Below are 23,307 nucleotides of genomic sequence, written 5' to 3'. Positions count from 1 at the left end.
CCCTTGTCATCACTTGAAGCGATGGACGTTCGACAGTTGCTTGTTGACGCTGAAGTTCTTGCGGTGAATCAGTGCCATCTTGCCAATGACCTGGACCAGGTCCGCTTTACCGACCTTGCACAGCTCTGCAATGGACGCCAGGCGCGATTCGCGATCGAGGATGTTGAGCTTGATCTTGATCAGCTCGTGATCCGCCAAAGCGCGTTCAAGTTCGGCTAACACACCCTCAGTCAAACCGTTGTCCGCCACGATCAAAACCGGTTTCAGATGGTGGCCAATGGATTTGTACTGTTTCTTCTGCTCTTGAGTGAGCGGCATAATCTGACCCTTTCGTCTGGATTCTGTAAAATGGCGGCCATTTTACCCGAGGGCTCGTGGATCCGCCCAATTAATCACGACCCTTATCATCGAGGTGCCCAATGGCGCGTTCCAAGACAAGCCTTGGCTGGCTGAAAAGACATGTCAATGATCCCTATGTGAAGCAGGCGCAGAAGGATGGTTACCGCTCGCGTGCGAGCTACAAGCTTCTGGAAGTCCAGGAGAAATACAAGCTGATCCGTCCGGGTATGAGCGTTGTCGACCTGGGTGCTGCGCCCGGCGGCTGGTCGCAGGTCACCAGTCGGCTGATCGGCGGTCAGGGGCGTCTGATCGCTTCGGACATCCTGGAAATGGACAGTATTCCGGACGTGACTTTCATCCAGGGTGACTTCACCCAGGACGAAGTGCTCGCCCAGATCCTTGAAGCCGTGGGTAATTCGCAGGTGGACCTTGTGATTTCCGATATGGCCCCCAATATGAGTGGTACGCCTGAAGTAGACATGCCAAAAGCCATGTTTCTATGTGAGCTGGCGCTTGATCTGGCGGCCCGGATACTCAAGCCGGGTGGTAATTTCGTGATCAAGGTGTTTCAGGGCGAAGGGTTTGATGCTTACGTGAAGGACGCTCGTCAGAAATTCGACAAGGTCCAGATGATCAAGCCGGACTCTTCCCGTGGCAGTTCCCGCGAGCAATACATGCTGGCTTGGGGCTATCGCCGTCCTGCCGAATAAGGTTTTTTAGCGGGTCGATAGGATTTTCGTATTTCGCCCCGCGGGCAATAGCGAATATTGTGTAGAAAGTGTTTCACAAAGGGTTACAGACGGCGCCTGCCACCGCCGTTCGTAATGTAGTAAGTTAGGCCGGTGAATATCATGCGAAGCGCGCGCCATTAGCGGAGCTTGCTTCAGAGGGTAGTTAATTGAACGATATGGCAAAGAATCTGATCCTGTGGTTGATCATCGCGGCAGTCCTGGTGACGGTGATGAACAACTTCTCCAGCCCTAACGAGCCGCAGACCCTCAACTATTCCGACTTCATCCAGCAGGTCAAGGATGGCAAGGTCGAGCGCGTAGCCGTTGATGGTTATGTCATCACCGGCAAGCGCAGCGATGGCGACAGCTTCAAGACCATCCGTCCGGCAATCCAGGACAATGGTCTGATCGGTGACCTCGTGGATAACCACGTCGTTGTCGAGGGCAAGCAGCCTGAGCAGCAAAGCATCTGGACTCAACTCCTGGTGGCCAGCTTCCCGATCCTGGTGATCATCGCCGTGTTCATGTTCTTCATGCGCCAGATGCAGGGCGGTGCAGGGGGCAAGGGTGGGCCGATGAGCTTTGGCAAGAGCAAGGCACGCCTGCTCTCCGAAGATCAGGTCAAGACCACATTGGCTGACGTTGCCGGTTGCGACGAAGCCAAGGAAGAAGTTGGCGAGCTCGTCGAGTTCCTCCGCGATCCGGGCAAGTTCCAGCGCCTGGGCGGTCGCATCCCTCGCGGCGTGCTGATGGTCGGCCCTCCGGGTACCGGTAAAACCTTGCTGGCCAAGGCGATTGCCGGCGAAGCCAAGGTGCCGTTCTTCACTATTTCCGGTTCCGACTTCGTCGAGATGTTCGTCGGCGTGGGTGCGAGCCGTGTTCGTGACATGTTCGAGCAGGCCAAGAAGCACGCGCCTTGCATCATCTTCATCGATGAAATCGACGCCGTCGGTCGCCACCGTGGCGCCGGCATGGGTGGCGGTCACGACGAGCGCGAACAGACTCTCAACCAGTTGCTGGTAGAGATGGACGGCTTCGAAATGAATGACGGCATCATCGTCATCGCCGCGACCAACCGTCCGGACGTACTGGACCCTGCGTTGCTGCGTCCGGGCCGTTTCGACCGTCAGGTTGTGGTCGGTCTGCCGGATATCCGTGGTCGCGAGCAGATTCTCAAGGTGCACATGCGCAAAGTGCCAATGGGTGACGATGTCGCTCCTGCGGTGATTGCCCGTGGTACCCCGGGTTTCTCCGGTGCCGACTTGGCCAACCTGGTGAACGAAGCGTCGCTGTTCGCTGCCCGTACCGGCAAGCGCGTCGTCGAAATGAAAGAATTCGAGCTGGCCAAGGACAAGATCATGATGGGCGCCGAGCGCAAATCCATGGTCATGTCGGAAAAAGAGAAGCAGAACACCGCTTATCACGAAGCCGGCCACGCCATTGTGGGTCGCGTAGTGCCTGAGCATGATCCGGTCTACAAGGTCTCCATCATTCCGCGCGGTCGTGCGCTGGGTGTGACCATGTTCCTGCCGGAAGAAGATCGCTACAGCCTGTCCAAGCGTGCGCTGATCAGCCAGATCTGCTCGCTCTACGGTGGCCGTATCGCTGAAGAGATGACCCTGGGCTTCGACGGTGTCACCACCGGCGCTTCCAACGACATCATGCGTGCCAGCCAGATTGCGCGGAACATGGTGACCAAGTGGGGCCTGTCGGAAAAGCTCGGTCCGTTGATGTACGCCGAAGACGAGGGCGAAGTATTCCTTGGTCGTGGCGGCGGTGGTCAGAGTGCAAGCTTCTCCGGTGAGACAGCCAAGCTGATCGACTCCGAAGTGCGCAGCATCATTGATCAGTGCTACGGCACCGCCAAGCAGATCCTCACGGACAACCGCGACAAGCTTGATGCGATGGCCGATGCGCTGATGAAGTACGAGACGATCGATGCTGAGCAGATCGACGACATCATGGCGGGTCGTACTCCTCGCGAACCTCGCGACTGGTCGGGTGGTACAGGGACTTCCGGTACTCCTCCGGCAGTACAGGATCCGCGTCCGGAAACACCGATCGGCGGTCCTGCTGCTGACGTTTAAGGTTTGAAATGACTTCTGTTCAGTCCTCAACCCGGTTGCCTTGCGGCAACCGGGTTCTTGATTTGGCCCATACGCATGTCATGGGCATTCTCAATGTAACTCCCGACTCTTTCTCCGATGGTGGCCGATACAGCCAGCTCGATGCGGCCTTGCGCCATGCCGAAGCGATGGTGGCCGCCGGCGCGACCCTGATCGATGTCGGCGGTGAGTCGACCCGGCCGGGTGCCAGGGCGGTTTCTCCGCTGGAGGAGATCGAGCGCGTAGCGCCTATCGTCGAGCGCATCAGCCGCGAACTCGATGTGATCATCTCGGTGGATACCTCCACCCCGGCAGTCATGCGCGAAGCCGCGCGGCTGGGGGCCGGGTTGATCAATGATGTGCGCTCCCTGCGTCGTGAGGGTGCCCTGGATGCCGCGGCAGCCACCGGCTTGCCCGTGTGCCTCATGCATATGCTGGGCGAGCCTGGCGACATGCAGGATGATCCGCATTATCAGGACGTGACCAAAGAAGTTGGTGAGTTTCTCGCCGAGCGCATGGCCCAGTGTGCGCTGGCTGGAATTCCAGCCGAGCGGATCATCCTGGATCCGGGCTTCGGCTTCGCCAAAACCCTGCAGCACAATCTAAGCTTGTTCAGGCACATGGAAGCTTTGCATGCCCTGGGGCGCCCCCTGCTGGTCGGGGTTTCGCGCAAGAGCATGATTGGTCATGCGTTGAATCGCCCGGTCGGGGAGCGCCTGTATGGCGGCCTGGCACTGGCGGCACTGGCGTGCGCCAAGGGAGCGCGTATATTGCGCGTCCATGATGTAGCCGAAACAGTTGATGTAGTGCGGATGATTACCGCAGTTGAAACAGCCGAATAAGAGTGATGGAGCAACTTATGACTAAGAAATATTTTGGTACCGACGGCATTCGCGGTCGTGTCGGCGAATACCCTATTACCCCTGACTTCATGCTCAAGCTCGGCTGGGCGGCAGGCATGGCCTTTCGCAAGATGGGTGCATGCAAGGTGCTGGTGGGCAAGGACACGCGCATTTCCGGATACATGTTTGAGTCGGCGCTGGAAGCTGGCCTGACGTCGGCCGGTGCCGATGTGATGCTGCTGGGGCCGATGCCGACGCCTGCCATTGCCTATCTGACCCGTACGTTCCATGCGCAAGCCGGGATCGTGATCAGTGCCTCGCACAATCCCCACGACGACAACGGCATCAAGTTCTTCTCCGGCAAGGGCACCAAGCTGCCGGATGAAGTCGAACTGATGATTGAAGAGCTGCTCGACACCCCGATGACCGTGGTTGAATCGAGCAAGATCGGCAAGGTTTCGCGCATCAACGATGCCTCGGGTCGTTACATTGAGTTCTGCAAGAGCAGCGTCCCGACCGGCACCAGCTTTACTGGCTTGAAGATCGTGCTCGACTGCGCCCACGGTGCCACCTACAAGGTGGCGCCGAGCGTATTCCGTGAGTTGGGGGCTGAAGTCGTAGTGCTCTCCGCCCAGCCCAACGGCCTGAACATCAATGACAATTGCGGTTCGACCCACATGGGCCAGTTGCAGGCTGCCGTACTGGCCGAGCATGCGGACCTGGGTATCGCCTTTGATGGCGATGGCGATCGGGTGTTGATGGTCGATCACACCGGGGCCATCGTTGATGGCGACGAGTTGCTCTACATCATTGCCCGCGACCTGCATGAGCGCGACAAGCTGCAGGGCGGCGTGGTCGGTACCCTGATGAGTAACCTGGGGCTGGAACTGGCACTGGCTGAGCTGTCGATTCCTTTTGTGCGCGCCAATGTCGGCGACCGGTATGTGATTGCTGACCTGCTCGAGCGCAACTGGCTGGTGGGTGGCGAAAACTCCGGGCATATCGTGTGCTTCAGCCACACCACTACGGGCGATGCGATCATTGCGGCGCTGCAAGTGCTGATGGCGCTCAAGACTCGCGCCGAAGGCCTAGCCCAGGCACGCCAGGCGCTGCGCAAGTGCCCTCAGGTGCTGATCAATGTGCGTTTTGGCGGCGGCGCCAACCCGCTTGAACATCCGGCAGTCAAGGAGGCCAGCCAGCGCGTTACTGACGCCATGGCGGGTCGTGGACGCGTGCTGTTGCGCAAGTCCGGTACCGAGCCGCTGGTGCGTGTCATGGTCGAAGGCGAGGACGAAACACAGGTTCGCGGCTACGCCGAAGAGCTGGCAAAGCTGGTTACTGAAGTTTCTGCCTGAATTCGGCTTGCCAGCCTTGATTGTGTTGGGTAACATCTGCGCCCACTTTGACCGACGAGGTACAGCATGCGTCGCCCTATGGTAGCTGGTAACTGGAAGATGCACGGTACCCGCGCCAGCGTCGCTGAGCTGATCAACGGCCTGGGTCAACTGGCCTTGCCAAGCGGTGTTGATGTAGCGGTATTCCCGCCTTGCCTGCATATCAATCAAGTGATTGATGGCTTGAAAGGCCTGCCGATCCAGGTCGGTGCGCAGAATGCTGCGGTGCAAGCCCAGCAAGGTGCGTTGACCGGTGAGATTGCGCCGAGTCAGTTGGTGGATGCAGGTTGTACACTGGTTCTTGTTGGACACTCCGAGCGCCGCCAGATCATGGGTGAGCAGGACGGAACACTGATCCGCAAGTTCGCAGCGGCACAGGCATGTGGCTTGATTCCGGTGTTGTGTGTAGGGGAAACCCTCGAGCAGCGCGAAGCCGGAAAAACTCTTGAAGTGGTCGGGCGTCAGCTGGGCTGCATCATCGAGGAGCTGGGTGTTGGTGTCTTTGCCCAGGCAGTCATTGCTTACGAGCCGGTCTGGGCCATTGGCACAGGGCTAACGGCTTCGCCGCAACAGGCGCAGGATGTGCATGCAGCCATCCGCGCTCAGTTGGCGGCAGAAAATTCTGAGGTCGCACAAGGTGTGCGGCTTCTATACGGCGGCAGCGTGAAGGCGGCCAATGCGGTCGAACTGTTCGGCATGCCGGATATCGATGGGGGGCTCATTGGTGGAGCTTCCCTGAATGCAGATGAGTTCGGTGCGATCATTCGCGCCGCGGGAAACTGAAAAAATGCTGGAAACAGTCGTAGTCGTTTTTCATCTGCTGGGTGCATTGGGCGTAGTTGCTCTGGTTTTGCTTCAGCAGGGTAAAGGTGCGGATGCTGGTGCGTCTTTCGGAGCAGGTGCTTCAAATACTGTGTTCGGAAGCCAAGGTTCCTCTACCTTTCTTAGTAAGTTTACTGCTATACTTGCCGCAGGTTTCTTCATAACCAGCTTAGGGTTAGGTTACTTTGCTAAAGAGAAAGCTCACCAGCTGACTCAAGTAGGTTTGCCAAATCCAGCAGTGTTGGAAGTGCCAAAGCAACAACCGGCTTCTGATGATGTTCCGGTGCTTCAAGAGCAAAAGTCGGCTACTTCAGCGACTGACGTGCCTCCAGCTCAAGAGCAGAAGTAAGAAGGGTTTCAAACGTAGTATTGCCGAGGTGGTGGAATTGGTAGACACGCAACCTTGAGGTGGTTGTGCCCATAGGGTGTAGGGGTTCGAGTCCCCTTCTCGGTACCAATTATCAGGAGAGCCCGCTGTTGCGGGCTTTCTTGTAGGTGGAAGGTTACATTGACCCTGGAAGGGATCGGTCGTATACTTCCGCCCCAGCTTTGTCGCGGGGTGGAGCAGTCTGGTAGCTCGTCGGGCTCATAACCCGAAGGTCGTCGGTTCAAATCCGGCCCCCGCAACCAGTTTAAAGAGCCCCTTTTAAGGGGCTTTTTGTTAGCTGGACACTTTCAACGCCGCTGTTCGACGGCGTTTCAAGGATGGGCGTTTCGCCCATTTTTTTATTTTGCACAGCATGCACATACATGCACGAGGGGGTTCAGGTGTCGAGCAAGCTAGAAGAGTTGCAGGCCTTGCTGGCCCCGGTGGTCGTGGCCCTAGGCTATGAATGCTGGGGTATTGAGTTTTCGGCTCAAGGTCGCCACTCAATGTTGCGCGTTTATATTGATAAAGAGGGCGGTGTGCTGGTGGACGACTGCGCCATTGTCAGCCGTCAGATCAGTGGTGTCCTGGACGTTGAAGATCCAATCGCCGTTGAATACACCCTCGAAGTTTCCTCGCCTGGCATGGAACGCCCGCTGTTCACTATTGAGCAGTTTGCAAAATTTGCCGGTGAACAAGTGAAGATCAAGCTGCGCTCGCCTTTTGAAGGACGACGCAACTTTCAGGGCCTTCTGCGCGGTGTAGAAGAGCAGGACGTCGTGGTGCAGGTAGAAGACCATGAGTTCCTGTTGCCGATCGATATGATCGACAAGGCCAACATTATTCCCAGTTTTGACTGAGACGCGGATCCCGCGGATCCAATGGCTTGCGAAAGGCGAGGCGTACGATGAGCAAAGAAGTACTGCTGGTTGTTGAGTCGGTATCCAATGAAAAGGGCGTACCGGCAAACGTAATTTTTGAAGCGCTGGAGCTGGCTCTGGCCACTGCTACCAAGAAGCGTTTCGAGGACGAAGTCGATCTACGTGTGGAAATCAATCGCCACACCGGTGCCTATGAGACTTTCCGTCGCTGGACGGTAGTCGAAGAAGCGGACCTGGACGATCCGGCTATCGAAACCTGGCCAAGCAAGGTTGCTGAAACGCATCCTGGTGCTCAGGTCGGTGACGTAGTCGAAGAAAAGATCGAGTCCATCGAGTTCGGCCGTATCGCTGCACAGACCGCCAAGCAGGTCATTGTGCAAAAAGTTCGCGAAGCCGAGCGCGCTCAAGTCGTTGATGCTTATCGCGAGCGCCTGGGAGAAATCATCTCCGGCACCGTGAAGAAAGTGACCCGCGACAACGTGATCGTCGACCTGGGCAACAACGCAGAAGCGTTGCTGGCTCGTGAAGACATCATCTCCCGCGAAACTTTCCGGGTTGGCGTGCGCTTGCGTGCGCTGCTCAAGGAAATCCGCACCGAGAACCGCGGCCCGCAGTTGATCCTGTCGCGTACCGCGCCGGAAATGCTGATCGAGTTGTTCCGCATCGAAGTGCCGGAAATCGCTGAAGGCCTGATCGAAGTAATGGCTGCATCCCGTGACCCGGGTTCGCGTGCCAAGATCGCGGTCCGTTCCAAGGACAAACGCATCGACCCGCAGGGCGCTTGCATTGGTATGCGCGGTTCGCGCGTCCAGGCAGTGTCGGGCGAGTTGGGCGGCGAGCGTGTGGATATCGTCCTGTGGGACGACAACCCGGCTCAGTTCGTGATCAACGCCATGTCCCCGGCTGAGGTTGCGGCAATTATCGTTGACGAAGATGCCCATGCAATGGACATCGCCGTTGGCGCAGACAATCTGGCTCAGGCCATCGGTCGCGGAGGTCAGAACGTGCGTCTGGCCAGCCAGTTGACTGGCTGGACCCTGAACGTGATGACCGAATCGGACATCCAGGCTAAGCAGCAAGCAGAAACCGGCGACATCCTGCGCAACTTCATCGACGAGCTGGAAGTCGACGAAGACCTGGCACAGGTGCTGGTAGATGAAGGCTTCACCAGCCTGGAAGAGATTGCCTACGTACCGGTGGAGGAAATGCTCAACATCGATGGCTTTGACGAAGAAACCGTCAACGAGCTTCGCGCTCGTGCCAAGGATCGTTTGTTGACCAAAGCCATCGCTACTGAGGAAAAGCTGGCAGACGCCCATCCGGCCGAAGACCTGCTCTCGCTTGAGGGTATGGACAAGGATTTGGCGATGGAACTGGCGGTGCGCGGCGTAATTACCCGCGAAGACCTGGCCGAGCAGTCTATTGACGATCTGCTCGACATCGACGGCATTGACGATGATCGTGCCGGCAAGTTGATCATGGCCGCCCGAGCCCATTGGTTCGAGTAATTAGGCGCGGCCTGAGGAGAGAAGTGCATGACGCAAGTCACGGTGAAACAACTGGCCGATGAGGTCAAAACACCGGTAGAGCGCCTGTTGCAGCAGATGCGTGAGGCAGGTCTGCCGCACACCGCCGCCGAAGAACATGTGACTGACAGTGAGAAGCAATCTTTGCTGACTCACTTGAAAAGCAGCCACAAGGCGAAAGTGGAAGAACCACGTAAGATCACGCTGCAGCGTAAAACCACCAGCACCCTGCGTGTTGCTGGCAGCAAAAGCATCAGCGTTGAAGTACGCAAGAAGAAAGTTTTCGTACAACGCAGCCCGGAAGAAATCGAAGCCGAGCGCAAACGCGAACTGGATGAACGTCGCGCAGTAGATAATGCTGCTCGTCAGAAGGCTGAAGAAGAAACCAAGCGTCGCGCCGAAGAAGAAGCGCGTCGCCAGCCTGTGCAAACCGGTACCAACGACGCAGTCGCGGCTCCTGCTGCGGCCGCCGAACCTGTGCGTGAAAGCGCTCCGGTTGTGGCTGCTGCTCCAGCACCGTCTGCAGACGTTCGTAACAAGCAGAACGAACAGCGCCGTCCGGACAAACCACGTGCAGACGATAACAATCGTCGCAGCGGTGGTGGCGATGGCGAGCGCAAAAACGCTCCGCATCGTGCCTCGGTCAAAGAGAAAGCGCCTGCTCCACGGGTTGCTCCACGTACTACCGACGAAGAAAGCGATAGCTTCCGTCGTGGTGGTCGCGGCAAGGCCAAGCTGAAAAAACGCAACGCCCACGGTTTCCAGAGCCCAACCGGCCCTGTCGTGCGTGATGTGCAGATCGGCGAGACCATCACTGTTGGCGATCTCGCCAATCAGATGTCGGTCAAGGCTGCTGAAATCATCAAGTTCATGTTCAAACTGGGTACTCCAGCGACCATCAACCAGGTGCTTGATCAGGAAACTGCTCAGCTGGTAGCCGAAGAACTGGGCCACAAAGTGACCCTGGTCAGCGACACCGCCCTGGAAGATTCCCTGGCCGAGTCCCTGAAGTTTGAAGGTGAGACGTTCTCCCGTGCGCCAGTTGTGACCGTAATGGGCCACGTTGACCATGGTAAGACTTCGCTGCTCGACTACATCCGTCGTGCCAAGGTAGCTGCTGGCGAAGCCGGCGGTATCACCCAGCACATCGGTGCGTACCACGTTGAAACCGAACGCGGCATGGTCACCTTCCTCGACACCCCGGGTCACGCCGCGTTTACCGCCATGCGTGCTCGTGGTGCCAAGGCGACTGACATCGTGATCCTGGTAGTTGCAGCGGACGACGGCGTGATGCCGCAGACCATTGAAGCTGTCCAGCACGCCAAGGCTGCCGGTGTTCCACTGGTGGTTGCAGTGAACAAGATCGACAAGCCGGGCGCTGATCTCGATCGCATCCGTAGCGAACTGTCGGTTCACGGCGTGACTTCGGAAGAGTGGGGCGGCGACACCCCGTTCGTATCGGTTTCGGCGAAAGTCGGTACCGGCGTGGACGAGTTGCTCGAAGCTGTCCTGCTGCAAGCTGAAGTTCTTGAATTGAAAGCGACTCCGTCGGCTCCTGGCCGTGGCGTCGTGGTTGAATCGCGTCTCGACAAAGGTCGTGGCCCGGTTGCAACCGTTCTGGTTCAAGACGGTACCCTGCGCCAAGGCGACATGGTGCTGGTCGGTTCGAACTATGGCCGTGTACGTGCCATGCTCGACGAGAACGGCAAGCCAATCAAGGAAGCCGGTCCTTCCATCCCTGTCGAGATCCTCGGCCTGGACGGTACCCCGGACGCTGGCGACGAGATGAGCGTGCTGTCGGACGAGAAGAAAGCCCGTGAAGTGGCTCTGTTCCGTCAAGGCAAGTTCCGCGAAGTCAAACTGGCTCGTGCTCACGCCGGCAAGCTGGAAAACATCTTCGAAAACATGGGCCAGGCAGAGAAGAAGACGCTTAACATCGTCCTCAAATCCGACGTCCGTGGTTCGCTGGAAGCGTTGAACGGTGCCTTGAACGGCCTGGGTAACGACGAAGTGCAAGTGCGTGTTGTCGGTGGCGGTGTCGGTGGTATCACCGAGTCCGACGCCAACCTGGCACTGGCCTCCAACGCTGTACTGTTCGGCTTCAACGTGCGTGCCGATGCTGGCGCTCGCAAGATCGTTGAGCAGGAAGGTCTGGATATGCGTTACTACAACGTGATCTACGACATCATCGAAGACGTCAAGAAAGCCCTCACCGGTATGCTGGGCAGCGATGTTCGCGAGAACATCCTGGGTATCGCTGAAGTGCGTGACGTTTTCCGCTCGCCGAAGTTTGGCGCGATCGCCGGTTGCATGGTGCTCGAAGGTGTCGTTCACCGTAACCGTCCAATCCGTGTACTGCGTGAAGACATCGTTATCTTCGAAGGCGAGCTGGAATCCCTGCGCCGCTTCAAGGATGACGCTGCCGAAGTACGTGCCGGCATGGAATGCGGTATCGGCGTGAAGAGCTACAACGACGTCAAGGTCGGTGACAAGATCGAAGTCTTCGAGAAGGTTCAGGTTGCTCGCAGCCTCTAACTCGCGCACTTCAAGGGCCACGCCAGGCCGCCGCATGCAGATGCGCGGCCAGGTGTCAGGACTCTAAACGCAACGCCCGGTCTGGCTTCTGTCAGGCCGGGCGTTTGCCGCTTTCAGACCACACGGGTTTCACCGTGGGGCAGTAACAGGTAACAAGACATGGCAAAAGAATACAGCCGTACCCAACGTATCGGCGATCAGATGCAGCGTGAGCTGGCACAGCTGATCCGTCGTGAAGTCAAAGACCCGCGCGTCGGCCTGGTCACCATTACTGCTGTTGAAGTCAGCCGTGACGTCGGTCACGCCAAGATCTTCATCACCGTGATGGGTCAGGACAACGCCGAAGACATCGCGCAAAGCATCAAGGTGCTCAACTCCGCCGCAGGTTTCCTGCGCATGCAGCTGGCCCGTGAAATGAAATTGCGCAGCGTTCCGCAGCTGCACTTCCACTACGACGAAAGTGTCGTGCGTGGCGCGCACCTGTCGGCCCTGATCGAACGTGCGGTGGCTGAAGACAGTCAGCGCCCGGTAGCGGCTGAACCCGAAGACGCCAAGGAGTAATCGGTGGCTCAGGTCAAACGTATCCGTCGTAACGTCAGCGGCATCATCCTGCTCGACAAGCCGCTGGGGTTCACCTCCAACGCGGCGTTGCAGAAGGTTCGCTGGTTGCTGAACGCCGAGAAGGCCGGTCACACCGGCAGTCTCGATCCGCTGGCCACCGGTGTATTGCCGTTGTGCTTCGGGGAGGCGACCAAGTTTTCGCAATACCTGCTCGATTCCGACAAGGCCTATGAAACCCTGGCGCAGCTGGGCAAGACCACCACCACGGCGGATGCCGAAGGTGAGGTTTTGCAGGAGCGCCCGGTGACCGTTGGTCGCGTCGATATCGAAGCGGCTTTGCCAAAATTCCGTGGGCAAATCAGTCAGATACCGCCTATGTACTCGGCGCTCAAGCGTGACGGGCAGCCGCTGTACAAGCTGGCTCGTGCAGGCGAAGTAGTGGAGCGCGAACCGCGTTCTGTTACTATTGCGCGCTTGGAATTGCTGGCCTTCGAAGGCGATACTGCGCGGCTGGCGGTGGATTGCAGCAAAGGCACCTATATTCGTACCCTCGTGGAGGATATCGGTGAGCAACTCGGTTGTGGCGCTTACGTTGCAGAATTGCGACGTACCCAGGCCGGGCCTTTCACGCTGGCGCAGACTGTCACGCTTGAAGAGCTGGAAGCGGTACATGCCGAGGGCGGTAACGAAGCGGTCGATCGCTTCCTGATGCCATCGGACAGCGGCCTGCTGGATTGGCCACTGCTGCAGTTTTCGGAGCACAGCTCGTTCTACTGGCTTAACGGCCAGCCGGTACGAGCCCCGGACGCGCCGAAGTTCGGCATGGTACGGGTACAGGATCACAATGGTCGCTTCATCGGAATCGGTGAAGTGAGCGAAGACGGGCGCATCGCGCCGCGTCGACTGATTCGGTCAGAATGACCGGACGAGGGTGGCTGTTAATAGGCACGGTCACTACTCATTTTTAGATACAGGGATTTGTCCCTGGCCTATTGAGACTGTTTTTCTGAAACAGTTTCCTGATAAAAGGATTGCCTCATGGCTCTCGACGTTCAAGAAAAAGCTCAAATTGTTGCCGACTACCAGCAAGCTGTTGGTGATACTGGTTCTCCAGAAGTGCAAGTTGCACTGCTGACCCACAACATCAACAAACTGCAAGGTCACTTCAAGGCCAACGGTAAAGATCACCACTCCCGTCGTGGTCTGATCCGCATGGTAAACCAGCGTCGTAAGCTGCTGGACTACCTGAAAGGCAAAGACGTGAGCCGTTACAGCGCTCTGATCGGTCGCCTGGGTCTGCGTCGCTAATAAGCGATTGCGCTATGAGGTTGGTTGTTTGCTGTGCGTCAGCGGGTTTCCCGCTGGCGCATGGCAGGCTCCCAGCCTCAAGTTTTATCTGGATACACGTTTTACCCTGGACAGGCGTTGGGCCGATTCCCGACATTGCCCAAGAATTTCGCAAGAAGACAAGTTCCCCAAGAGCCACAAAGAAGGTAGGACACCGTGAACCCGGTTATCAAAAAATTCCAGTTCGGTCAGTCGACCGTTACCCTCGAGACAGGCCGTATCGCCCGTCAAGCCTCCGGCGCAGTGCTGGTTACCGTTGACGACGACGTTACCGTATTGGTGACCGTTGTTGGCGCCAAGACCGCTGACCCGAGCAAAGGCTTCTTCCCTCTTTCCGTTCACTACCAGGAAAAGACTTACGCTGCCGGTAAGATCCCTGGCGGTTTCTTCAAGCGCGAAGGCCGTCCTTCCGAGAAAGAAACCCTGACTTCCCGACTGATCGACCGTCCGATCCGTCCGCTGTTCCCAGAAGGCTTCATGAACGAAGTGCAGGTTGTCTGCACCGTCGTCTCCACCAGCAAGAAGACCGATCCGGACATCGCTGCGATGATCGGTACCTCGGCCGCCCTGGCCATCTCCGGCATTCCTTTCGATGGCCCAATCGGCGCTGCCCGTGTTGCGTTCCACGAAAGCACCGGCTACCTGCTGAACCCGACTTACGAGCAACAGAAAGCTTCGAGCCTCGACATGGTCGTTGCCGGTACCTCGGAAGCCGTACTGATGGTTGAATCGGAAGCCAAAGAGCTGACCGAAGATCAGATGCTGGGCGCTGTACTGTTTGCTCACGACGAGTTCCAGGTTGTGATCAACGCCGTTAAAGAACTGGCTGCCGAAGCGGCCAAGCCAACTTGGGCCTGGGCTCCACAGCCTGAAGCTACCGCTCTGCTGGGCGCTATCCGTGCCGAGTTCGGCGACGCGATCTCCCAGGCCTACACCATCACCATCAAGGCCGACCGTTACGCTCGCCTGGGTGAGTTGAAAGACCAGGTGGTTGCCAAGCTGTCCGGTGAAGAAGGCCAGCCTTCTTCCAGCGAAGTGAAAGCTGCCTTCGGTGAAATCGAATACCGCACCGTTCGCGAAAACATCGTAAACGGCAAGCCACGTATCGATGGTCGCGACACCAAGACCGTACGTCCTCTGAACATCGAAGTCGGTGTTCTGCCAAAGACCCACGGTTCGGCCCTGTTCACCCGTGGCGAAACCCAGGCCCTGGTTGTTGCAACTCTGGGCACCGCCCGTGACGCGCAGCTGCTGGACACCCTGGAAGGCGAGAAAAAAGACCCGTTCATGCTGCACTACAACTTCCCGCCGTTCTCGGTAGGTGAGTGTGGTCGCATGGGTGGCGCTGGTCGTCGCGAAATCGGTCACGGCCGTCTGGCCCGCCGTTCGGTTCAGGCGATGCTGCCAGCCGCCGACGTGTTCCCGTACACCATCCGCGTTGTATCGGAAATCACCGAATCCAACGGTTCGAGCTCGATGGCTTCGGTCTGCGGCGCTTCCCTGGCCCTGATGGACGCTGGCGTGCCAATGAAGGCACCGGTTGCCGGTATCGCCATGGGTCTGGTTAAAGAAGGCGAGAAGTTCGCCATCCTGACCGACATCCTGGGTGACGAAGACCACCTGGGCGACATGGACTTCAAGGTAGCCGGTACCGCCAAAGGTGTTACCGCGCTGCAGATGGACATCAAGATCAAGGGCATCACCGAAGAGATCATGGAAATCGCCCTGGGCCAAGCCCTGGAAGCGCGCCTGAACATCCTCGGCCAGATGAACCAGATCATTGGCCAGTCGCGTACCGAACTGTCGGAAAACGCTCCGACCATGATCGCGATGAAAATCGACACCGACAAAATCCGTGATGTCATCGGTAAAGGCGGCGCGACCATTCGTGCGATCTGTGAAGAGACCAAGGCTTCGATCGACATCGAAGACGACGGCTCGATCAAGATCTTCGGCGAAACCAAGGAAGCGGCTGAGGCAGCACGCCAACGCGTTCTGGGCATCACCGCTGAAGCTGAAATCGGCAAGATCTACGTGGGTAAGGTTGAGCGCATCGTCGACTTCGGCGCATTCGTCAACATCTTGCCTGGCAAGGACGGTCTGGTTCACATCTCGATGCTGAGCGACGCTCGCGTTGAGAAAGTGACCGACATTCTGAAAGAAGGCCAGGAAGTGGAAGTGCTGGTACTGGACGTGGACAACCGCGGCCGTATCAAGCTCTCCATCAAAGACGTGGCAGCTGCCAAGGCTTCGGGCGTTTAATTACCCCCTTCGCTTGAAAGCTTTGACGTTGTAAAAAATGCCCCGCAGTGAACGCTGCGGGGCATTTTTTTGCTCTGTACAGAAAGATCAAAAGATCGCAGCCTGCGGCAGCTCCTACTCGGTTTCAATGTAGGAGCTGCCGCAGGCTGCGATCTTTTGTTTTTAGGGCGTATGAAGTTGCCTGACTCTATAGTCAGTGCTAGGTTTAGCCCACTGCCCGTGTAGCTCAGCCGGTAGAGCAGCGCACTCGTAACGCGAAGGTCGCAGGTTCGATTCCTGTCTCGGGCACCAGCGACACGTTGTTTTCAGATGATCCACGAATGGTTCTGAAGGCCAGACAAATCGGGCTTCAATCGGTTTATTTGCGTCAGAGAGATCCTTGATGATCCAGATCCATCTTCCATTCCCCCGATCAAAGAGAACGCCATGACCGTTAAAGAAGTGTCCCAGGAAGCTCGTCACGAAGAAGCGCTGAAGAAGTATTTGCTTGAGTCCCCCCAGCTGGCTGACGAGATCAAGGACCTGCCCGCTGACGATCAGAAAGACCAGATCCAGTGGGCGTTCGAGGACGAAGCAGAATCCCAGGGCCTGCAACCCTGGGAGCTGACGCTCAAGTACACCTCGACACCGGAAGAGTTCGAAGCTGCGCGCCTGGTTTTGCACAAGGAAGCAGCCGAAGTCCTGGGCGTGGAGTGGGACGAGTACTGCGAGATGAATAATCTCGTCGTCTGACCCTTGCAGGAGCAATCCTGCTCGCGATGGGCGCTTACGATAACCCGTGTTTACCGGGTAAACACGGTGTTTTCAGGCTCATCGCGAGCAGGCTCGCTCCCACAGTATTGAAATCAGATACTCAAGCGCATCGACAGATCAACCGCCTTCACATCCTTGGTCATCGCACCGATCGAAATATAATCCACACCGGTTTCAGCAATCGGCAGCAGCGTGCTTTCGTTGACCCCGCCGCTGGCCTCCAGCTTCGCCTTGCCACCGTTCAGGCGCACTGCTTCGCGCATGTCATCCAGGCTCAGCTCGTCGAGCATGATGATGTCGGCACCCGCTGCCAGCGCTTCCTTCAGCTCACCCAGGCTTTCCACCTCGATCTCCACCGGCTTGCCCGGGGCAATCTTGTGCGCGGCGTTGATGGCTTCTGGAATGCCGCCGCAGGCCGCGATGTGGTTTTCCTTGATCAGGAACGCGTCATACAGGCCAATGCGGTGGTTGTGGCAACCGCCGCAGGTGACCGCGTACTTTTGTGCCAGGCGCAGGCCGGGGAGGGTTTTACGGGTGTCGAGCAGCTTGACCTCGGTGTGTGCAACGAAATCCGCCAGGTACCGGGCGCGAGTGGCAACGCCCGACAGCAGTTGCAGGAAATTCAGTGCGCAGCGCTCGCCCGTCAGCAGCGAGCGCGCCGGGCCTTCGAGGTGAAACAGCGCCTGATTGGGTTGCACCCGGTCGCCGTCACTCACCTGCCAGTGCACGGCGACTCGCGGGTCCAGCTGCCGGAACACGGCATCGACCCAGGCGGTACCGGCGATGACGGCGGCGTCACGGGTAATGATGGTGGCTTTGGCCAGGCGTTCTGCCGGGATCAACAGTGCAGTGATGTCGCCGCTGCCGATATCTTCAAGCAACGCACGGCGCACGTTGGCTTCGATTTCGGCAGTCAAATCGGCGAGACGTAGATTCGGCATAAAGGGCTCCACAAACAAAGTGCTCCGATTATAGGGCCATGGCACGCGGCAACCCAAGGCATCAGAAGCCCTGCTCGGTGGTGAAACCTGCATTTGGTCGCCTGGCCCGGGAGATCAATCGTGGCAAGTGATCGCGCACGGAGGGTCTATCGCGGCATACTGGGGGCCAATACAGTCGACCCTGAAGGAGCCGGTATGCAGTTGGACCCCGCGAGTGGTTGGTGTGAAGGCGCCCAGGTCTGTCCTTCGCCGAACTTCAATGCGCGCCCTACGGATGAAATTTCCCTGCTGGTGATCCACAACATCAGCCTGCCGCCAGCGCAATTCGCCACCGGCAAGGTGCAGGCGTTTTTCCAGAATCGCCTGGATGTCACGGAGCATCCGTATTTTGCGGGGATTGCCGATCTGCGAGTGTCCGCCCACTTTCTGATTGAACGAGATGGCACCCTGACTCAATTTGTCTCTTGCCTTGAGCGTGCCTGGCACGCGGGGGTCTCGGTTTTCGAAGGGCGGGAAACTTGTAACGATTTTTCCGTGGGCATTGAGCTTGAAGGCACCGATGATCAGCCTTTCACTGACGCTCAATACGAGGCGCTGACGGGGCTGACCCGACAATTGCAGAGGGCTTTCCCGGCCATCACGCCACAGCGTATTTGCGGTCATAGTGACATCGCACCCGGTCGCAAGACCGATCCGGGGCCAGCGTTCGACTGGGCACGCTATCGCGCAGCCCTGGCAAAAGAGGAACAACAATGAGTTTTCTGGTGTTGCTGTTGGCGGTCTGGATCGAGAAGTTCTCGGCCCTGCGTCATCGGGTCCAGCGCGACGGCGGATGGTTGCGCGAACTGCACAAGCTTGAAGCCAGCCCCCGCCTGGCGAGCCACCCATGGCTGGTGCTGGTGATTCTGGTGTTGCTGCCTGTTGCGCTGCTGGGCCTGCTGTTGGTCGTCCTCGATCCAGTGGCCTACGGCTTGTTGGCCTTGCCTGTGCATTTGCTGGTGGTGATCTACAGCCTGGGCCGCGGCGATCTGCTCGCCGGCCTCGGCCCCTTCCGCGACGCCTGGCGCCGGGAGGACTTGCAAGCGGCCGGGCATGTGGCGAACCGTGATCTGGCTATCTGCGCAGACAGTGGCGAACAGTTGCTCGAACGCGTCCAGGCGCACTTGCTGTGGGAGGCCTACCAGAGTTTCTTCGCGGTGATCTTCTGGTACTTCCTGCTGGGCCCGGTCGCTGCACTGAGCTATCGCCTGCTGGCACTGGCCGAAGTCCACTCCCAGAACCCCGCAGTCGCCGAGCGTGCCGCGCAATTGCGCCATGCCTTCGACTGGATACCGGTACGCCTGTTGGCGGCGAGCTTTGCATTGGTCGGCAACTTTGTTGCGGTCAGCCGGGTCATGCTCCACGAACTGCTGAACTGGGACATCAGCGCGGCCCAGCTGATCGAAAAAGTCGGCCTGGTGGCCGGCGAGATCCCCGCACCGGTGGTCGGCCCGGACGGCATCAACAGCCTCGACCGGATCTGGGAGCTGCTGCTGCGCGCAGCCGTGCTCTGGTACGCCGGTTTCGCCCTGTGGACAGTCCTTCCCTGAATCCTGCCCCCTGACGACGAAGATCGATGCACACGATCTTCGTCGTTAACCTTAAGTTACAAAAACTCCCGCCGATTTAAGCTATACAGAGACAGCGCTCAATAGTGGCTATCTGCTTTCTCTGTGCGCCTGCCAATAACAATAAGAAATCCAAGGGAGACTTCACAGTGAAGAGCTTGCTCTATCCCGCCGTCGCGCTAATGAATCGCCTGAGCTTTGGCATGAAGTTCAGCCTGATCAGCGTGCTGTTCCTCATACCGATGCTGGTGACCAACTTTTATCTGGTGCGCGATTCCTATCGCGAATTCCAGGGCACGCGGGTCGAACTGCAAAGCATCGACCTGCTGGGCAGCAGTCTGGCGCTGCGCCGAGATCTGGAAACGCTCAACAACCTGGTGCAGATCAACGTCACCTTGGGGCAGTCGGGCAAGGCCGGCAACGTCGAGTCGACAATCAGCGCTTTGGAACAAAGCCTGTTGGCACGCCTGCAGGGGTTGAGCGCCATGTCGTCGGACCCGGAACAGATTGCGGTGTTCGAGGCCAAGCGCGATGAAATGATCGCTGCCTTCAAGGCCCAGCAGGCCGAGAGCTCCGTGCAGAGTAAAAGTGGCATGATCGGCAAGCTGCTTGGCAGCGCGCAGATTTTCAGCCAGATCATTGCCAGTCAGGCCGGCCTGAGCCGCGATACGCAAAGCGACATGCGCCAACTGACCGAACTCATTACCACCGTTACCCCTGCGGTCACCCAGTTGCTGGGTGAAGGGCGGGCCATGGGTGCGTTTTCCCTGGGGCAGGGCTTTCTCAATTCGGCGTCGAGCACCCGCTTCGACGAGCTGTTGGCGCAAATCGAAAAGCTCCAGGGCGAGTATGGGCTGAAGCTGCAGGACGCACTCGGTTCAAGCAAGGCGGCCAGGGAAAGCCTGGCGGCTCAAGCCGATGTCAGCCAGTCGACCTTGAAAAAAGCCAGCGAGCTGTTTGAAGAGCAGGTGGTCATGGCTGATACGCTGGACGCGCCGTGGCAGGGTTTCTACGACCAGGTCACGGGCCTGATGGGCCAGACCTACCAGCTCAATGAAGCCACCCTGAAATTCCTCGAGACCCAGCTGCAGCAACGCCTTGAGCAGAACCGCACGCACATGGTGCTGCAGGCTGTGGCGTTATCGGTTGTGTTCATCCTGATTTTCTATCTGTATGGCGGTTTCTACGCGTCCACCCGCACCACCTTGAAGAACCTGGGCGCGATGATGGACAAGGTCGCGGCCGGCGACATGACAGTAACCTTCAACGCCAATAGCCGCGATGAACTGGGTGAGTTGGGCGAGGTGTTCAACGCAACCGTGAAGAAAATCCACGACTTGATCGAGCGCGTGGGGCACACCGTAGGTGAAGTCGAGCGCCAGGCCGGCCAGGTCGAAAACGTCTCCGCGCGCAGCAACCAGGCCGTGGCGGGGCAGCGCCTGCAGATCGAGCAGGTGGCGACCGCCATGAACCAGATGTCGGCGACTTCCCTGGAAGTGGCGCGCAGTGCCGCCGCAGCGGTCAGTAGCGCCCACAGCGTCAATGACGAGACGCTTAGCGGGCGCGGGCTCGTGCAATCGCAACAGGGCAGCATTGCCGCTCTGGCCGGGGAAATCGACCAGTCGGTGCTGGTGATCAATCAACTGGCCACCGACAGCCAGGCCATCAGCCGCGTGCTTGAAGTGATCAAGAGCATTGCCGAGCAAACCAACCTGCTGGCGCTCAACGCGGCCATCGAGGCCGCGCGGGCGGGTGAGCAGGGGCGTGGATTTGCGGTAGTGGCCGATGAGGTCAGGACCCTGGCCAAGCGCACCCAGCAATCGACTGAAGAAATCGAGCAAATGATCAGCAAGCTGCACAGTGGCGTAGGCGCCGCGGTGAAGGCCATGGGCAGCAGTCATCAGATGGCCAGCGGTACCGTGGGGCAGTCGGAGAAAGTCCAGCAGGCGCTGGAAAACATCCTCGACGCAGTCGGCATGATCGTCGACCAGAACCAGCAGATCGCGGCTGCCGTCGAGCAGCAGACGGCCGTGGCGCATGACATCGACCAGAACATCGTCGAGATCAACCGTGCGGGCGAAAGGACGGCCGAAGGGGCGCACCAGACCGAAGACGCGAGCAGGGCACTGTCGCTCCAGGTGGTGGAGTTGAAGCAGCTGATCAGCGCATTCCGGGTGTGACACCCCGGCTGGCCCTGCAGATGCAAACTCAGCGCAAGCAAGGCTTTGTGAAAGCAAACTTTTGTATGAGCCAACCTCTGTAGGAGCAAAGCTTGCTCGCGATGACGGCCTGACATTCAGCACCTATGTCGACTGTCATGCCGCAGTCGCGAGCAAGCTTTGCTCCTACAGGCCGCTCTGAGCTGGAATAGTCCAATCGAACACTGCGCACGCATTGGCACTGCTGGCAGCCGCCAACTGCTCTGCACTGACGCCCATGATCGCCGCCAACGCCACACAGATAGCCGGCAAATGCGCCGGGCTGTTGCGCTCGCCGGGGTACATCGCCGGTGCCATGTCCGGCGAGTCGGTTTCCAGCACCACGGCGTCCAGGGGCAACTCGGCCAGCACCCGGTGCATGCGCAGGGCCTGGGGCCAGGTCGCGGCGCCGCCCAGGCCGAGCTTGAACCCCAGCTTGATGTACTCGCGAGCCTCTTCCTTGCTGCCGGCAAACGCGTGGATGATGCCCGCGCGTTTCAGGCGCAGGCGTTTGAGCGTGGCGATCACGGCCGCATGGCTGCGACGCACATGGATCAGCGCCGGCAAGTTGAAGTCCGCTGCCAGTTGCAATTGCGCTTCGAACAACGCCTGCTGGCGCTCGCGGTCCAGGGTTTCTATGAAGTAATCCAGGCCGATCTCGCCCACCGCGCACACCTGTCGAAGGCCGGCCAAGCGCTCAAGCCAGGCACCCAGCTCAGATAGATCCTCAGGCTGGTGCTGGTCCAGATAAACCGGGTGCAAGCCGAACGCCGCGTACAAGTCAGAATCGCTTTGCACCAGGTCCCACACCCGCTGCCAGTTATCCTGGTAAACCCCCAGCACCACCATCCGCCGCACACCCAGTGCGCGGCTTTCAGCCAGCAGCGCCGTGCGATCAGCGTCGAAATCGGCAAAGTCCAGGTGGGTGTGGGTATCGATCAGCTCCACGATTCAGTCCTGGCGAATACGCTGCTTGAAGGTCCGGGCGATGGCTTGCACGCCAGGTTGATAGTCCGACTGCTCGATGGCCGCCAATGCCAATTGCAGGGCCTTGTCGGCGATCAGCTGATGTTGCTGGGCCATGGCATTCACCGGCAGTGGCAGGAAATCCAGCAACTGGGTGTCGCCAAATGTGCCAAGGCGCAACGGCCGGGATTTCAGTGGGAAATCGTGCAAGGCATCGAACACGCCCTGCAACAACACATAGGAGGTGGTAACCAGTGCATCGGGCAGGTGACCCAGGCGTTGCAGCATTTGCTCCATCAACTGCTTGCCACATTCGCGGCTGAAGGACTCGCCGTGCTCTATCAGCACCTCGCCATCAAACCCGGCCAACGCCTGCTTGAAGCCTGCAGCACGCTCCTGGCTGATGCTCAGTTCAGGGCGCGCGCCGATCAGGGCAATCTGCGTAGGCAAGGGCTGCAACAGACTGCGGGTCAATTGCAGACTGGCTTCGCGGTCGTCACTGATCACCGAACAGAAATGCTCGGGTTCCATGACCCGGTCGATCGCGATGATGGGAATTCCCTTGGCTTGCAGCTGGCGATAACTGTCGTCGCCACTGGGCAGGCAACTGGCGACGATCAGCGCATCGCAGCGCCGGGCGCGAAACAGCTGCAACAGTTGCCGCTCGCTCTCGGGTGCGTCGTCCGAACTGGCGATCAGCAGCTGATAGCCACGGGCCCGCGCGCCTTGTTCGAGCAATTTGGCGATTCGCGCGTAACTGGGGTTTTCCAGATCCGGCAGAATGAACCCCAGGGTGCGGGTGTGCCGACTGCGCAAACCTGCCGCTTGTGGATTGGGGGTGAAGCCATGCTGTTCGACTACCGCGCGCACGCGCTCGACCGTGGCGCTGCTGATGCGCTGCTGTGCAGCCTTGCCATTGATGACGTAACTGGCGGTAGTCACGGAGACCCCAGCCAACTGGGCGATATCACTGAGTTTCAACTCGGGTTTTCCTTGTTTTTTCGAGCTTGCCCGACATTTTCGCCAATCCTACCCGATTCAGGCAGGCGACCATTGTGGCAGCGCATCCGACAATCTGGACTTCAAGGATGGGACATTATCGAGTAACGTGCCAATCTTTCTAGATTAAA

At 58.6% G+C, this 23,307-nt stretch carries 21 protein-coding genes, 3 tRNA genes and 1 pseudogene; 21 read left to right on the top strand and 4 right to left on the bottom strand.

Annotation, left to right across the window (positions count from 1 at the left end; all coding sequences use genetic code 11):
- Positions 1-9 precede the first annotated feature (9 nt).
- Positions 10-318: a YhbY family RNA-binding protein gene (locus UB23_RS14725; protein ID WP_045060047.1), complete on the bottom strand. Its 309-nt coding sequence runs from the start codon at positions 316-318 to the stop codon at positions 10-12.
- A gap of 101 nt (positions 319-419) precedes the next feature.
- Between UB23_RS14725 and rlmE the strand changes: the two genes are divergently transcribed.
- The 17 genes from rlmE (at position 420) to UB23_RS14645 (ending at position 16,444) form a co-directional block, all read left to right on the top strand.
- Complete coding sequence (gene rlmE, locus UB23_RS14720) at positions 420-1,049, top strand: 23S rRNA (uridine(2552)-2'-O)-methyltransferase RlmE (protein WP_045060046.1); 630 nt, start codon at positions 420-422, stop codon at positions 1,047-1,049.
- 197 nt (positions 1,050-1,246) lie between these two features.
- Entirely contained in the window at positions 1,247-3,157 is a 1,911-nt protein-coding gene (gene ftsH / locus UB23_RS14715; protein WP_045060045.1) for an ATP-dependent zinc metalloprotease FtsH, read from the top strand.
- A gap of 8 nt (positions 3,158-3,165) precedes the next feature.
- Positions 3,166-4,017 carry a dihydropteroate synthase gene (gene folP, locus UB23_RS14710; protein ID WP_045060044.1) on the top strand — a complete coding sequence of 284 codons (852 nt, stop codon included), beginning with the start codon at positions 3,166-3,168 and terminating at the stop codon, positions 4,015-4,017.
- Between the two features lie 17 nt (positions 4,018-4,034).
- Positions 4,035-5,372: a phosphoglucosamine mutase gene (gene glmM / locus UB23_RS14705; RefSeq protein ID WP_045060043.1), complete on the top strand. Its 1,338-nt coding sequence runs from the start codon at positions 4,035-4,037 to the stop codon at positions 5,370-5,372.
- A gap of 66 nt (positions 5,373-5,438) precedes the next feature.
- On the top strand, positions 5,439-6,194 hold the full coding sequence (gene tpiA, locus UB23_RS14700) for a triose-phosphate isomerase (RefSeq protein WP_045060042.1): 756 nt from the start codon (positions 5,439-5,441) through the stop codon (positions 6,192-6,194).
- Between the two features lie 4 nt (positions 6,195-6,198).
- Positions 6,199-6,582, top strand: coding sequence for a preprotein translocase subunit SecG (secG, locus tag UB23_RS28575; protein ID WP_082069189.1), 384 nt, complete (start codon positions 6,199-6,201; stop codon positions 6,580-6,582).
- Between the two features lie 22 nt (positions 6,583-6,604).
- Positions 6,605-6,690, top strand: a tRNA-Leu gene (locus UB23_RS14695).
- A gap of 96 nt (positions 6,691-6,786) precedes the next feature.
- A tRNA-Met gene (locus UB23_RS14690) sits at positions 6,787-6,863 on the top strand.
- 138 nt (positions 6,864-7,001) lie between these two features.
- Complete coding sequence (gene rimP / locus UB23_RS14685; protein WP_010463487.1) at positions 7,002-7,460, top strand: ribosome maturation factor RimP; 459 nt, start codon at positions 7,002-7,004, stop codon at positions 7,458-7,460.
- A gap of 47 nt (positions 7,461-7,507) precedes the next feature.
- Positions 7,508-8,989: a transcription termination factor NusA gene (gene nusA / locus UB23_RS14680; protein ID WP_045060041.1), complete on the top strand. Its 1,482-nt coding sequence runs from the start codon at positions 7,508-7,510 to the stop codon at positions 8,987-8,989.
- Positions 8,990-9,016: 27 nt separating this feature from the next.
- Entirely contained in the window at positions 9,017-11,542 is a 2,526-nt protein-coding gene (gene infB, locus UB23_RS14675; protein WP_045060040.1) for a translation initiation factor IF-2, read from the top strand.
- A gap of 159 nt (positions 11,543-11,701) precedes the next feature.
- Complete coding sequence (gene rbfA / locus UB23_RS14670) at positions 11,702-12,103, top strand: 30S ribosome-binding factor RbfA (protein WP_045060039.1); 402 nt, start codon at positions 11,702-11,704, stop codon at positions 12,101-12,103.
- A gap of 3 nt (positions 12,104-12,106) precedes the next feature.
- A complete protein-coding gene (gene truB / locus UB23_RS14665; RefSeq protein ID WP_045060038.1) occupies positions 12,107-13,024 on the top strand; it encodes a tRNA pseudouridine(55) synthase TruB in 918 nt (305 codons plus the stop codon).
- A 117-nt stretch (positions 13,025-13,141) separates the two neighbouring features.
- Positions 13,142-13,411, top strand: a complete 270-nt coding sequence (gene rpsO, locus UB23_RS14660) for a 30S ribosomal protein S15 (protein WP_028623136.1) — start codon at positions 13,142-13,144, stop codon at positions 13,409-13,411.
- A 195-nt stretch (positions 13,412-13,606) separates the two neighbouring features.
- The gene (gene pnp, locus UB23_RS14655; protein WP_045060037.1) at positions 13,607-15,712 is read left to right on the top strand and encodes a polyribonucleotide nucleotidyltransferase; all 2,106 of its coding nucleotides are present in this window, start codon (positions 13,607-13,609) and stop codon (positions 15,710-15,712) included.
- 215 nt (positions 15,713-15,927) lie between these two features.
- A tRNA-Thr gene (locus UB23_RS14650) sits at positions 15,928-16,003 on the top strand.
- Between the two features lie 135 nt (positions 16,004-16,138).
- Positions 16,139-16,444 carry a DUF6388 family protein gene (locus tag UB23_RS14645; protein WP_045060036.1) on the top strand — a complete coding sequence of 102 codons (306 nt, stop codon included), beginning with the start codon at positions 16,139-16,141 and terminating at the stop codon, positions 16,442-16,444.
- Between the two features lie 113 nt (positions 16,445-16,557).
- Here the strand turns inward: UB23_RS14645 and nadC are convergent, their stop codons facing one another.
- Positions 16,558-17,406 (bottom strand): carboxylating nicotinate-nucleotide diphosphorylase, encoded by an 849-nt coding sequence (gene nadC / locus UB23_RS14640; protein WP_045060035.1) that lies wholly within the window; start codon positions 17,404-17,406, stop codon positions 16,558-16,560.
- A gap of 195 nt (positions 17,407-17,601) precedes the next feature.
- Here nadC and ampD point away from each other — a divergent pair, with 195 nt between their 5' ends.
- The 4 genes and pseudogenes from ampD to UB23_RS30755 all read left to right on the top strand — a co-directional run bounded on the left by ampD (position 17,602) and on the right by UB23_RS30755 (position 21,193).
- Entirely contained in the window at positions 17,602-18,162 is a 561-nt protein-coding gene (gene ampD / locus UB23_RS14635) for a 1,6-anhydro-N-acetylmuramyl-L-alanine amidase AmpD (RefSeq protein ID WP_045060034.1), read from the top strand.
- Entirely contained in the window at positions 18,159-18,995 is an 837-nt protein-coding gene (ampE, locus tag UB23_RS14630) for a regulatory signaling modulator protein AmpE (RefSeq protein ID WP_045060033.1), read from the top strand. The genes ampD and ampE overlap by 4 nt, the downstream gene beginning before the upstream one ends.
- A 200-nt stretch (positions 18,996-19,195) precedes the next feature.
- Positions 19,196-20,287: pseudogene (locus UB23_RS30760) on the top strand (methyl-accepting chemotaxis protein); the annotation flags it as partial.
- Positions 20,264-21,193, top strand: coding sequence for a methyl-accepting chemotaxis protein (locus UB23_RS30755; protein ID WP_442963628.1), 930 nt, complete (start codon positions 20,264-20,266; stop codon positions 21,191-21,193). The pseudogene UB23_RS30760 and the gene UB23_RS30755, both read left to right, overlap by 24 nt.
- Before the next feature lie 165 nt (positions 21,194-21,358).
- Here the strand turns inward: UB23_RS30755 and UB23_RS14620 are convergent, their stop codons facing one another.
- Together UB23_RS14620 and cra are read right to left on the bottom strand one after the other, a co-directional pair.
- Entirely contained in the window at positions 21,359-22,159 is an 801-nt protein-coding gene (locus tag UB23_RS14620; protein WP_045060031.1) for a TatD family hydrolase, read from the bottom strand.
- 3 nt (positions 22,160-22,162) lie between these two features.
- Complete coding sequence (gene cra, locus UB23_RS14615; protein WP_045060030.1) at positions 22,163-23,158, bottom strand: catabolite repressor/activator; 996 nt, start codon at positions 23,156-23,158, stop codon at positions 22,163-22,165.
- Positions 23,159-23,307 lie beyond the last annotated feature (149 nt).

Origin of the sequence: Pseudomonas sp. ES3-33, from assembly GCF_000952175.1 — a bacterium.
In the GTDB taxonomy this organism is placed as follows: Bacteria; Pseudomonadota; Gammaproteobacteria; order Pseudomonadales; family Pseudomonadaceae; genus Aquipseudomonas; species Aquipseudomonas gregormendelii.
This window is presented reverse-complemented; position numbering and strand designations above follow the sequence as displayed.

Coding starts and splice junctions, on each gene's coding strand:
- tpiA (WP_045060042.1), top strand. CDS start 5,439: ATGCGTCGCCCTATGGTAGCTGGTAACTGGAAGATGCACGGTACCCGC.
- infB (WP_045060040.1), top strand. CDS start 9,017: ATGACGCAAGTCACGGTGAAACAACTGGCCGATGAGGTCAAAACACCG.
- nadC (WP_045060035.1), bottom strand. CDS start 17,406: ATGCCGAATCTACGTCTCGCCGATTTGACTGCCGAAATCGAAGCCAAC.
- glmM (WP_045060043.1), top strand. CDS start 4,035: ATGACTAAGAAATATTTTGGTACCGACGGCATTCGCGGTCGTGTCGGC.
- UB23_RS14645 (WP_045060036.1), top strand. CDS start 16,139: ATGACCGTTAAAGAAGTGTCCCAGGAAGCTCGTCACGAAGAAGCGCTG.
- ampD (WP_045060034.1), top strand. CDS start 17,602: ATGCAGTTGGACCCCGCGAGTGGTTGGTGTGAAGGCGCCCAGGTCTGT.
- folP (WP_045060044.1), top strand. CDS start 3,166: ATGACTTCTGTTCAGTCCTCAACCCGGTTGCCTTGCGGCAACCGGGTT.
- secG (WP_082069189.1), top strand. CDS start 6,199: ATGCTGGAAACAGTCGTAGTCGTTTTTCATCTGCTGGGTGCATTGGGC.
- UB23_RS14725 (WP_045060047.1), bottom strand. CDS start 318: ATGCCGCTCACTCAAGAGCAGAAGAAACAGTACAAATCCATTGGCCAC.
- nusA (WP_045060041.1), top strand. CDS start 7,508: ATGAGCAAAGAAGTACTGCTGGTTGTTGAGTCGGTATCCAATGAAAAG.
- rbfA (WP_045060039.1), top strand. CDS start 11,702: ATGGCAAAAGAATACAGCCGTACCCAACGTATCGGCGATCAGATGCAG.
- ampE (WP_045060033.1), top strand. CDS start 18,159: ATGAGTTTTCTGGTGTTGCTGTTGGCGGTCTGGATCGAGAAGTTCTCG.
- rpsO (WP_028623136.1), top strand. CDS start 13,142: ATGGCTCTCGACGTTCAAGAAAAAGCTCAAATTGTTGCCGACTACCAG.
- UB23_RS30755 (WP_442963628.1), top strand. CDS start 20,264: ATGACAGTAACCTTCAACGCCAATAGCCGCGATGAACTGGGTGAGTTG.
- ftsH (WP_045060045.1), top strand. CDS start 1,247: ATGGCAAAGAATCTGATCCTGTGGTTGATCATCGCGGCAGTCCTGGTG.
- rlmE (WP_045060046.1), top strand. CDS start 420: ATGGCGCGTTCCAAGACAAGCCTTGGCTGGCTGAAAAGACATGTCAAT.